Annotated in this window: 8 protein-coding genes; 4 read left to right on the top strand and 4 right to left on the bottom strand. The window is 62.7% G+C overall.

Annotated features, from left to right (window positions below; all coding sequences use genetic code 11):
• Positions 1–7 precede the first annotated feature (7 nt).
• Positions 8–529 carry a serine O-acetyltransferase EpsC gene (epsC, locus tag EIH27_RS04480; RefSeq protein WP_124039735.1) on the top strand — a complete coding sequence of 174 codons (522 nt, stop codon included), beginning with the start codon at positions 8–10 and terminating at the stop codon, positions 527–529.
• Between the two features lie 66 nt (positions 530–595).
• Here epsC and EIH27_RS04485 read toward each other — a convergent pair whose 3' ends face one another.
• From EIH27_RS04485 to EIH27_RS04500, 4 genes are all read right to left on the bottom strand, one after another.
• A complete protein-coding gene (locus EIH27_RS04485) occupies positions 596–1,054 on the bottom strand; it encodes a ribose-5-phosphate isomerase (protein ID WP_124039736.1) in 459 nt (152 codons plus the stop codon).
• 76 nt (positions 1,055–1,130) lie between these two features.
• Complete coding sequence (locus EIH27_RS04490; RefSeq protein WP_164461596.1) at positions 1,131–2,060, bottom strand: LysR family transcriptional regulator; 930 nt, start codon at positions 2,058–2,060, stop codon at positions 1,131–1,133.
• Between the two features lie 23 nt (positions 2,061–2,083).
• Positions 2,084–3,709 carry an NAD-dependent malic enzyme gene (locus tag EIH27_RS04495; protein WP_124039738.1) on the bottom strand — a complete coding sequence of 542 codons (1,626 nt, stop codon included), beginning with the start codon at positions 3,707–3,709 and terminating at the stop codon, positions 2,084–2,086.
• 113 nt (positions 3,710–3,822) lie between these two features.
• Positions 3,823–5,295 carry a DASS family sodium-coupled anion symporter gene (locus tag EIH27_RS04500; protein ID WP_124039739.1) on the bottom strand — a complete coding sequence of 491 codons (1,473 nt, stop codon included), beginning with the start codon at positions 5,293–5,295 and terminating at the stop codon, positions 3,823–3,825.
• Positions 5,296–5,611: 316 nt separating this feature from the next.
• On the opposite strand from EIH27_RS04500, the gene EIH27_RS04505 reads away from it, so the two are divergent.
• From EIH27_RS04505 to pepN, 3 genes are all read left to right on the top strand, one after another.
• Positions 5,612–7,600, top strand: coding sequence for a M13 family metallopeptidase (locus EIH27_RS04505; protein WP_124039740.1), 1,989 nt, complete (start codon positions 5,612–5,614; stop codon positions 7,598–7,600).
• 192 nt (positions 7,601–7,792) lie between these two features.
• Positions 7,793–8,740 (top strand): hypothetical protein, encoded by a 948-nt coding sequence (locus EIH27_RS04510; RefSeq protein ID WP_124039741.1) that lies wholly within the window; start codon positions 7,793–7,795, stop codon positions 8,738–8,740.
• Between the two features lie 224 nt (positions 8,741–8,964).
• A complete protein-coding gene (pepN, locus tag EIH27_RS04515; protein WP_124039742.1) occupies positions 8,965–11,517 on the top strand; it encodes an aminopeptidase N in 2,553 nt (850 codons plus the stop codon).
• The last annotated feature ends 26 nt before the right edge of the window (positions 11,518–11,543 follow it).

Consider the following 11,543-nt stretch of genomic DNA (forward strand, 5'->3'; position numbering starts at 1 on the left):
GGGAACCATGGGCATCGTAAAGAGCATGCGGGAAGATCTGTGGACCGCTCGCGCTAAAGATCCCGCCGCACGCACGGGCCTCGAAGTGGCCCTCGCCTATTCCGGTGTGCATGCGCTGTGGACATACCGAGCAGCGCATGCCCTCTGGGAAGCGTCGCCGCACCTGCGCACGCCGGCGCGGCTACTCTCCCAGGCGGCCCGTGCCCTCACCGGCATTGAGATTCATCCCGCCGCACGCATTGGCCGCCGCTTTTTCATCGACCATGGCCAGGGCGTAGTGATTGGAGAAACCACGGAAATCGGTGATGATGTGACCCTGTATCACCAGGTAACACTGGGTGGAACCTCTCTTGACCACGTCAAGCGCCATCCCACCGTGCACGATGGTGCGGTCATCGGCGCGGGCGCGAAGGTGCTGGGCCCCGTTGATATCGGCGCTCATGCGCAGGTGGGAGCAAACGCGGTGGTTGTCAAAGACGTGCCCGCGAGCGCCACGGCCGTGGGTGTACCGGCAAGAATCCGCCGTTAGGCGACACAAAAATATGGCGGCCCGCCCGGGCCGCCATCATGCCGCACGCGTTATGCGGCCCCGCGATCACTCCGCGGATCCGCCGTTCTCATACGCCGCAATCTTCTTGATGCGACGAATATGACGCTCTCCTTCGGAGAAGGGGGTTTCCAGGAACCACTTGATGAGCTGGAGCGCCTCCTCCTTCGAGTGCTGCCGTGCACCAACGGAGACGACGTTGGCGTTATTGTGTTCACGGCCAAGCTTCGCCGTATCCTCATTCCACGCAAGAATGGCCCGGATACCCTTCACTTTATTGGCCGAAACCTGCTCGCCATTCCCGGAACCGCCAATCACAATGCCGAGCGAACCCGGATCCGCGATCACGCCCTCAGCGGCGGCGATGCAGAACGCCGGGTAGTCATCATCGGAGTTATAGGTCTCGGCGCCGTGGTCAATGACCTCATAGCCCGCCTTGGCGAGTTCCGCCTTGACGTATTCCTTTAGTTCAAATCCAGCATGATCCGTGCCAATATGTACGCGCATATTTCTATTCTTCCTGAGCCCTTTGGCACACAACAACAACTTTGGTCCCCTTTCGCGGAAAGGCGCCCCGGCGGGCTCACGTCTCCGCGCGCCGCGCCGCATCCCGGAGCAACGTCACCACGTGCTCCACGACGTCGTCGCCCCCGGCGGCCGCGCACGTCCGGCGGTAAAGAAATACGTTGAACCGCGGCACACCCGGCCCCACCACGGCGAGGCGATGCACGCCCGGCGGATCAGCAGAGGCAATCATGGCGGTAAGGAAACCAATGCCCGCCCCGGTTTCAATGAGATGTTCGAGATTATCCAGCTGGTTGGTTTCCGAGGCAATGCTCAGCGGCATGCCCGTGCGGGCCGCCAGATCCTCAAGGGCCTTCCGCTGTAGAAAATCATTCGTGAAGGTGACGAAAGGCGCGGTGACGAGCGCGGGCAGGTCCGCGGCGTCGATTCTGCTGATGCGCGCCAATGGATCGGTCCCTCGTACCACCAGGTCGAATGGGAAGGAGGCGATACGCTCGGTCGCCACTCCGGGCACCCGAAGCTCCGTTTCCGTGGCAGCCACTACGCCCACGTCCAACCGGCCGGCGCGAATCTCCGAGAGCATCAGCTCAGAACCGAACGTCAGGATGGTGACGGGCTCGGCCTCCACAAAGGCATCAAGCGCATCCATCCGGCCGCCGAAGTAGTAGTTCATAATGATCGGCGGGAGGCCAACGCGAATGCGATGGCTGGCGCGCAGCGCCCCCAGTTCCTGGTCGAGGGCGTCAAATTCGTCCCGAATAGCCTTGGCCCGGCGGTGTACCAGTTCACCAGCGCGCGTGAGTTCTACCGCGTGTGAAAAACGGCGTCGTACCACTAATTCGGCACCCAGCTGGCACTCTAAGCGGCGAATTGCCTGGGACACGGCCGGCTGAGACACGTCAAGAACTCGGGCAGCCTCCGTGAAACTACCCGAGTCCACCAGCACCAGGAGGGTCTCCAGATCCCGGTTATTCTTGACGAGAGTCACGCGGCCCCTCCCAGGGGCGGATGCTAGTAGCGCGGATCCCACACCGCCGCGTCCAGCGCCGCATCAATATCCGGCACCTCAACCCGATTGATTCCTTCCTTGAGTACCTGAACCACCACCGCACGCGCCACGTTGCGCGTGATCGCGGTGAGCTCCGAGACGGGCGGTAGCACCGCCGCACCCGGCACGCTTGTATCCACCATATCCGCCAGTGCCCGGGCTCCCTCAAGTAGCATGCCGCGACTGACCACCTTTGCCACGGGCACCATGGCCCCCAGTGCGATGCCCGGGTACATGAGCGCGTTGTTACCCTGCCCGATGGTGTAGGTAACACCGCGGAATTCCACCGGATCCGACGGTGTACCCGTCACCACGGACGCGGTGCCCTTCGACCACGTGATCACATCCGCGGCCTTGGCTTCCGCGAGTTCCGTCGGGTTGGAAATGGGGGCAATGAACGGGTGGGCGGCATGCTTGCACATCGTGCGTACCACCGTCTCAGTGAACGCACCCGCATCGGTGGAGGTACCCACCAGGGCGGTGGGACGAACAGCATCAACCACAGCCGCGAGGTCATGCCGATCCACGCCCTCAAACTCCTCCGGTTTGCGCGCATAGCGCTGCTGGCCCTCGGTGAGGCCCGGCATGCCGTCAACTACCAATCCGTCCCGATCCACGGCATACACACGCTCGCGCGCCTCCTCCGGGGTCAGGCCGCCAAAGCCCACCATGCCGTCCACGATCTGATCAGCGATGCCGATGCCCGCGCTGCCAGCGCCGTAGATGAGCACGCGCACATCCTTATATTCCAGCCCGGCCAGGCGGCGGTTCGCTTCGAGGGCACCCAGCACGGTCACGCCGGTGCCCTGAATATCGTCATTGAGCGTCATCACAGAATCGCGATACTTTTCCAGGATGGGTGCGGCGGTGGGCCGGCCGAAGTCCTCCCAGTGCAGCAGCGCCTTCGGCCAGATATCCAGCACCGTCTTGATGAAGGAGTCCACGAAGGAGAAGTAGGCGTCCCCTCGCACACGGCCCCCACGCATGCCCATGTAGCGCGGGTCCTCGTTGAGCTCGGCACGGTCCGTCCCAGCGTCAAGCATGACAGGCAGGATCTCATCCGGATTCATGCCGGCGGCCGCCGTGTAGACGGCCAACTTGCCGGTGAGAATCTCCGCGCCGTTCACACCCCAGTCACCGATGCCCAAAATGCCCTCGGCGTCCGTCACCACCACCAGGCGAATATCTCGATCCTCCGCGAACTGCCGCAGGGACCGCTCCACGTTCTCCGGCTCCCGCACGTTCACGTAGGCCACGCGGCTGCCAAAGTAGTGCTCGTTGTATCCCTGGATCGACTGGGCCACCGTGGGGGCATAAACGATCGGCATGTACTCGGTGAGATGCTTCCCCATTGAGTAGAAGTAGAGCCGCGTGTTGGAATCCAGCACGCTCATAAGGTAGAGCCGCTTGGCCAGCGGCGTGGGTTGGGTGAGGAAGCGCTCGTAGACCATGGCCTCCTGCTGGTCGATGGTGTGGACGGCGGCAGGCAGCAGCCCGTCAATCCCCAGCTCTTCACGCTCTTCCCTGGTGAACGCGGTTCCCTTGTTCTGCATGGGGTCGGCCAGCACGGCCTTTCCGTTGCGGATCATGATGTGTCCTTTCATTACTGGAGCAAATAGTTGTGTAGTTCTTGTAGGCGCGTCAGCATCAACGTCAGCGAACGACGTCGTAGAAATCGCGCCGGTTTCATACGCGCCGTCCTCTATACCAGGCCGATCACCTGCCACCAGGAGAGCGCGGCGAGAATCCAGATGATGAGGGTGACCACCGCTACCACCGCGCCCGCACGGAAGAACTCGCTGGTCTTCAGGTAGCCGGAACCAAAGATCAGGGCGGCAGGGCCGGAGGCGTAATGGGTCATGGCCCCCATGAGCGCGGAGATAGCACCAAGCATGAGCGCCGCTACCATAGCCGGCACGCCCGCACCCACCATGACGGAGACGAACAGGGCGTACAGGGCCACAATCTGCGCCAGCTCTGAGGCAAATAGATAGTGGAGCACCATGTACACGGCCGAGAGAATAATGAGCACCCACACCCACGGCAGGTCACCGACCACGCCAGCGATGGTGTCGCCCAACCACTTAATGACACCAAGAGTGTTGAGCTGCCCGGCCATGCCCACGAGAATGGCGAAGAACATGAGCGTGTTCCAGGCGCCCTTGTTGGCCGCAAGATCACCCCAGGCGAGCACGCGGGTGAGCAGCAAAACGGATACGCCAAGAAATGCGACCGTAGTCGAATTGATGTGAATAAGGGAGCCGAGGGACCACAGCAGCAACATCGCAATGAATGTGACCAGCATGATCACTTCGCCTCGCTTCATCGCCCCGAGCTGGTGAAGTTCGTTGCGCGCCGACTCGCTGCCACCGGGCATCTTCTTCAAGGTGGGCGGCACTAGCCGGTAGCAGATAAGCGGCACAAGAATGAGCGCGATGATGCCCGGGACCAGGCCCGCGAGCGCCCACGTGCCCCAGGAGATGTTGATGTCTTGATCCGCGGCGAGCGCCACCGCCACGGGGCCGCCGGCCATGGCCGTCATGAACATGGCGGAGGTGACCGCGTTGACGTTGTTTGCGGTGGCCGTGAGAAATGCGCCCAGCCGCTTGCGGGAGGGTTCGCTGGCGGGGGTGGAATCTGCAACCTCGCTGATGGAGGTAATAACCGGGAAGAGGATGCCGCCCAGTCGCGCGGTATTGGAGGGTGTGGCAGGTGCCAGCACCAGATCTGTGGCCGCCAGTCCGTAGGAGACACCCAGCGAGGAGTTACCCAGCCAGGAGAGGAAAAGGAGAGCGATACGCCGGCCCAGACCCGTCTTGACGAAGCCCTGCGCGATGAAGAATGCAGCGATAATAAGCCAGATGGAGGAGCTACCGAATCCGGTGAACGCCTCTGTTCCCGGCGCCATGGTGCCGGTCACCATCGCTACCGTGAGGCCGATGATGGCCACCGCCGCCGTGGGGAGCGGTTGCAGGATCAGAAACAGAATCGTGGCCACGAAGATCCCGAGCATGTGCATGCCGCGGGGATCTACACCGGCCGGCACGGGGAGGAAGTAAAGCACCAGTCCGATCGCGAGGATCGCCACGGAGCCGCCCACGTTCTTTCGGAGTTGACGCGCTCTGGCCGCGCGCGCCTGAGGCGTCATTGCCTCAGTGTCAGTTGGAACCGCCATTGGTTGCCATCCTTAGGTCGAGAAGAACCGATTGGCTCCAATATGCTGCACACCACATTTTTCAGCAAATAGCCACAGCGAATCGAAGTATAAGCGTTAGTTATATAGACGACGCCGTGGGGCGCACTCGGTACCCACCGGATACGTACATGACGAGGTCGAGTGGTCGCCTACTAGCGGGACCCGCACCCACGTGGTTGCGATTACATCCGCGGGTGCCTCCCGAAGACCGCAAGCCTCTCCCCGCCAATACCGTCACGCACTCACGTGGTGAACAGGTACGAAGAATGTCGGTGGGCACCGATAGCATGGCCCCATGGCACTGAGTGAACAGATGAACAGGATCCTGGACGGGCGGGATAGCGCCGTTCGCCTACAGGACGATTTTTTCTGCGCCGTCAATGGCACCTGGTTGAAGAATGCAACCTTCCCAGCAGATCAGTCTCGATTGGGCAGTTTTATTGTGCTCCGCGATGAGGCGGAGGCACATGTGCGCGAGCTGCTGGAGAGCGGAGAAGCCTCCTCCGCAGCCGCGCAAAAAGCGGTGGATTTCTATCGTTCCTGGATGGATACGGACCGGCTCAATGCGGCGGGTGTGGAGCCGATTCGCGGCCAGCTCGATGCGGTGCAGGCCGTCTCGACCAAGAATGAGCTGGCGGGACTCGTTGGAAAGCTGTTGCGCGAGGGCGTCTCCACCTTCTTCGGTGTGGACGTGGATTCCTCCTTCGATGATCCGGACCGCAATCAGGCCAGTATCTATCAGAGCGGCATCGGGCTCCCCGATGAGGCCTACTATCACAAGCCGGAACACGCGAAGGTACTCGAGGCCTACAAGCAGTACGTGCCGGACATGCTGGCACTGGCCCTCGGGTTTGATACGACGGAGGCGAGCCGCCAAGCAGACATCATCATTGGGCTTGAAACCAAGTTCGCTTCCTTCCATACCACGCTCGTGGACCTGCGTAACCCGGTCAAGATGAACAACCCGCGTACTATCGCGCAGCTGGTCGAGGAGAACCCCGGCTTTGACTGGACGGGAGCACTCGCCGCGGCGGGCTTTGCGCTGGACGCGGCGGACAGCGTCGTCGTCCTTACCCTGGAAGCCGCGCGCGGCGGGGCGCAAACCTGGGCAAACACCGCCCTCGAGGACCTCAAGATCTATACCACGTGGCGCATACTCCAGGCTGCGGGCGGTTTCCTCACCGAAGCGATCGATAAGCGACGCTTCGATTTCTACGGACGCGTGCTCGAGGGCACCACGGAGCAGCGGGCGCGATGGAAGCGTGGCGTGCAGCTGGTTAATGGTGCGCTTGGTGAAGCCGTGGGCGAGCTCTACGTATCAAAGTATTTCCCGCCTTCAGCCAAGGCCAAGATGGAACAGCTGGTAGCAGACCTCCTGGAGGCCTACCGCCGCTCCATTCTGGCACTCGACTGGATGAGCGAGGAAACAAAACAGCAGGCCATTAAAAAGGTGGATTCCTTCAACCCGAAGATCGGCTACCCGGACCACTGGAAGGACTACTCCGCACTCAGCGTGGGGCCAGATCTCCTTGCGAATGTGCAAGCCACTAACCGCTTCGAGTTCCAGCGCAGCATCGACAAGCTGGGCAAGCCGGTCGATCGCTCCGAATGGCTCATGAATCCGCAAACCGTCAACGCCTACTACAACCCGCAGTGGAATGAGATCGTCTTCCCCGCGGCCATTCTTCAGTTCCCATTCTTTGATCCGGACCGGGATGCGGCGCTCAACTATGGCGGCATCGGTGCGGTCATCGGTCATGAAATCGGACACGGCTTTGATGATCAGGGCTCACAATTTGACGCGCGCGGCGCCCTCAATAATTGGTGGACAGACACGGACCGGGCAGAGTTTGAGAAGCGCACCGCTGCCCTGGCCCAGCAGTATGACCAGTTTGTGCCCAGCCAGTTTGAGGATGCGGAGGACGCCCCGCACGTGAACGGCAAGTTGACGCTCGGTGAAAACATCGGTGACCTGGGCGGGCTCTCGATCGCGCTCAAGGCCTACGCGATCTCGTTGGAGCGCGAAGGAAAGAAGCTGGAGGACGCGCCCATTATTGACGGGTACACCGGCACGCAGCGCCTCTTCCTCTCCTACGCCCGCATCTGGCGTTCGAAGGCGCGCGACGAATGGATGCGCCAGCAAATCGCGTTGGATCCCCACTCCCCCGAGGAATTCCGCGCCAACGGCGTAGTCCGTAACGTGGATGCCTTCTATGAGGCCTTCGGGGTGAACGCCGGGGACGGGCTCTACCTGGCACCCGAGGAGCGTGTACACATCTGGTAACGGCCCGGTGCGGTACGACGCCGCAGCAGCCAGCCCGGTATACGCCATACCCGTGGGTATGGCGCATACCGGGCGGTCCTCGCCCACAAATTCGTGTGGGCGTATGGGCACGTGCATGCCTGTGGACCTGTGGACCTGCGGACCTGTGGATAGCTTCGGCGGAAAGCAGCGACGATCAGCCACACTGTGGCCATGCACACAGAACCAACAGATCAGGATGCCCGTCACCTTGGCTGGCAGATTCCGCTTCTCACGCGGGCGGAGTTCCATCAGCTGGGTTGGTCCCAGCGCGAGATACGGGATCGGGCCGTGCGCGTGTGGCGCGGCTACTTCGCCTCCCTTGTCGAATGGCGCCGGCTGAGCCCGCCCGCGCGGCACATCGCACAGTGCCGTGCCGCGGCCCAGCAGGCACGCGGGCCCTTTGCGTTCAGCCACGGCACCGCCGCAATACTCCACGGTCTCCCGCTACTCCCCGTACCCGAACGGGTCAACGTGATGCTGCCAAGCACATCCCAAAAAGGATTTTCCGGCGCGCAGGTACATCGCAGCGTGTGGGATAGGCAGCCCGAACTCATCAACAGTGTGCTACCGGTGGTTTCGCTGGCTGAGACCGTGGTGGATTGTGCCCACGCGAGGCGCCTGGCCACGGCACTGACGGTGGCGGATGCGGCTCTTCGCCAGGCCGCATCCCTGCACCCCCATGATCCAGACGGTGCGGCGGACACCCTCCACCGGCATATGCGCACACTTCTCAGGGAAAAGCCTCACCGGCCCGGATGCGGTGTGGCGAAAGTGGCACTGGCCGAGGCCAGCAGATTGGCATCATCCCCGGCCGAATCCGCCGCCAGGGCCGCGATCATTGTGGCTGGGCTTCCCCGCCCCGTTCTTCACTGCCGGCCAGGTCCGGGGTGGGATTTTCCGCTCGCCTACCCGTCCAGCCGTGTGGGCATAGAAATCCTCACTGATACCGAGGCGCCCAGCGAAGAGGCCGTCGCCGCGGCGAAGGCTCACGAGCTCGCGCTGGCGAGCGCGGGCTGGCGGGCCGTCCGCACCCATCCGGCTGAGCTCTACGTGAATCCACGCGCTTTCGTCACGCGCCTCCACGGTGCACTCCTGTCCGCACGTACAGCTATCACGTAGGCTCGCCCTTCACGCATGGACCGGCCGGCCTCTCTCCGTAGAAGAGGCAACCGCCCGATGGCCTATACGCACGGACCGGCCCAAAACCGGCGTCGAACAAGCACCCATCCACCCACTAAGCACCCGGAACCCCGTTTCTCGGCCCCGGCTAGACTGTCCAGGAGCGCGGGTGGTCCGCGCGGACGGATCGGCGCATCGATCCCATGCGACTTGAAAGGATGCACATGCCCGGAACAAATCTCACTCGGCAGGAGGCGGCGGAACGCGCGGCGCTCGTGCAGACGGAGGCCTACCGGATTCACCTGGACCTCACCACGTCGGAGGACACGTTCGAATCCACCACGGAAATTGACTTTACGGCGCAACCCGGTACCTCTACATTCCTCGACCTGATTGCCCACCGAGTGCGGCGCGTGTTCCTCAACGGCGATGAACTCAACCCGGCGCTCTATGAGGACTCCCGCTATCCACTGCCGCACCTTCAGGAGCACAACACGGTGCGCGTGGAAGCGATCATGGATTACTCGCACACGGGTGAGGGCCTGCATCGCTACGTGGATCCAGCGGACGGGGAGGTTTACCTTTATTCGCAGTTCGAGGTGGCCGATGCGCGGCGTGTATTCGCGAATTTTGAGCAGCCGGACCTCAAGGCCACCTTCCAGTTCACCGTTGATGCTCCGGCAGGATGGCGCGTGTTTTCTAACGCCCCCACCCCGGAACCGGTGGACCTACGCGACGGCGTGAGCCGCTTCGAGTTCACCCCCACCGAGCGCATGTCCACCTACCTGACGGCCGTGGCGGCCGGCCCCTATGAGGGCACCACGGATGTTTACCACTCGGTGGATGGCCGCGAGGTGCCCCTCGGCGTGTGGGCGCGAAAGTCGCTTGCCCGGTACCTCGACCCCGAGGAACTGTTCACCATCACCCGGCAGGGCTTCGAGTACTACGAGAAGAACTACGGCCACCCCTACCCGTTCCGCAAGTATGACCAGCTGTTCGCCCCGGAGTACAACGCGGGCGCCATGGAGAATCCGGGCCTGGTGACCATCGTGGAAACCTATGTGTTCCGCACCAAGCCCACCGCGGCCATCGTGGACCGGCGCGCCATCACCATCCTTCACGAGCAGGCGCACATGTGGTTCGGCGATCTGGTCACCATGAAGTGGTGGAATGACCTCTGGCTCAACGAATCCTTCGCCGAATTCATGAGTCACCTGGCCGCCGTGAACAACACCCGCTGGAGCGAAGCATGGATCACGTTCCTCGCCTCGGAGAAAACCTGGGCGATCTCACAGGATCAGCTCCCCTCCACGCACCCAATCGCCGCGAATATCCGCGATCTTGAGGATGTGCTGGTCAACTTCGATGGCATCACCTACGGCAAGGGCGCCTCCGTGCTCAAGCAGCTGGTGTTCTACGTGGGCCTGGATAACTTCCTGGCCGGCGTGCGCAACTACATTCAGAAGCACAAGTGGGCCAACGCCACGCTGCAGGATCTCCTTTCCGAACTGGAAGCTACCTCCGGCCGTGACCTGTCGGAGTGGACCGCTCTGTGGCTTCAGGAGTCCGGCGTCAACACGCTCACCCCCGTGGTTGAGGAGGAGGGCGGCGTGGTGTCCGCCCTCACCATCAAGCAGTCCGCCGATGAGCACGCCTCGCTGCGGCCCCATCGCCTCATCGTGTCCGGTTATGACGTTAAGGATGGCCGTGTTCTTCGCACCAGCTCCGCCGAACTGGATGTGGCGGGCGAATCAACGCGGGTGGCGGAATTTGCTGGGAAGCCGCGGCCGGCCATTATTCTGGTCAATGATGAGGATTGGGCCTACGCCAAGGTGCGGCTGGATCCTGTGTCCCTGAAGAACGCCGTGGCCCACATTGACCAGTTCGACGATCACCTGGCCCGCTCCATCGTGGTGTTCTCCGCCTGGGACATGCTGCGCGACGGCGAACTTGACGCCCCCCACACCTACGCGGATATCGCGCTCAAGGTCATCAGGGATGAGACGGATGGCACCGTGTTGCGCTATGTCCTCTCCGAACTGTCCACGGCCGTGAACTCTTACTCCGATCCGGCCTCACGCGCTCAGTTCCGGTCGGCCGTGGCCACGCGCCTCTTTGAACTCCTCGATGCCGCCCCGGCGGGTTCTGATTCGCAGCTTCAAATTGCGCGCACGGCCTTCCAGTTCGCGGTGACGGATGCTCAGCTTGATCGCGTGGCGGGGATGCTGGACGGTCGCGGCGTACCGGAAGGGTTCGACGTCGACCAGGACGTACGCTGGTCCATTCTCACGGCCCTGGCCGCGGCCGGCCGCGTGGGAGCGTCGGAGATCGACGCCGAATTCCACCGCGACCCCAGCTCCTACTCCCAGATTGGCCAGGCGCAGGCCACGGGTGCGCTACCGGATGAGACGATCCGCAAGAACGTCTGGCAGGAGATTCTCTATCCCTCCTCCAATACGCGGCAGCGCAACCTTGCGCTGGGCATGCGGTTTGCTTCGGCGCAGTCCGTGGCACCCTATGCGGAGCAGTACTTCGCTGAGGCGAAGCGCATGTGGGATGACAATTCCGTGGAGATTGCCTCCAACATGCTCAACTACGCCTATCCGCAGCAGCTTGCGGGGCGTACGGATCTGGGTGTGGACCTGCTGGCACTGGGTGAGGCGTGGCTTGCTGAGTCCGACGCCGCACCGGCCGCGAAGCGGTTGGTTTCCGAGGTAGTGAATACTACGCGACGCGCCGTGCGCAACCAGCAGGTGGACGCGAACCGAGCGAAGTAGCAGCGACGGTGGCGGGGCCCACGGGC

It is taken from the genome of Neoactinobaculum massilliense, from assembly GCF_900604955.1.
In the GTDB taxonomy this organism is placed as follows: Bacteria; Actinomycetota; Actinomycetes; order Actinomycetales; family Actinomycetaceae; genus Neoactinobaculum; species Neoactinobaculum massilliense.

Coding starts and splice junctions, on each gene's coding strand:
- EIH27_RS04495 (WP_124039738.1), bottom strand. CDS start 3,709: ATGATCCGCAACGGAAAGGCCGTGCTGGCCGACCCCATGCAGAACAAG.
- EIH27_RS04510 (WP_124039741.1), top strand. CDS start 7,793: ATGCACACAGAACCAACAGATCAGGATGCCCGTCACCTTGGCTGGCAG.
- pepN (WP_124039742.1), top strand. CDS start 8,965: ATGCCCGGAACAAATCTCACTCGGCAGGAGGCGGCGGAACGCGCGGCG.
- epsC (WP_124039735.1), top strand. CDS start 8: ATGGGCATCGTAAAGAGCATGCGGGAAGATCTGTGGACCGCTCGCGCT.
- EIH27_RS04485 (WP_124039736.1), bottom strand. CDS start 1,054: ATGCGCGTACATATTGGCACGGATCATGCTGGATTTGAACTAAAGGAA.
- EIH27_RS04500 (WP_124039739.1), bottom strand. CDS start 5,295: ATGGCGGTTCCAACTGACACTGAGGCAATGACGCCTCAGGCGCGCGCG.
- EIH27_RS04505 (WP_124039740.1), top strand. CDS start 5,612: ATGGCACTGAGTGAACAGATGAACAGGATCCTGGACGGGCGGGATAGC.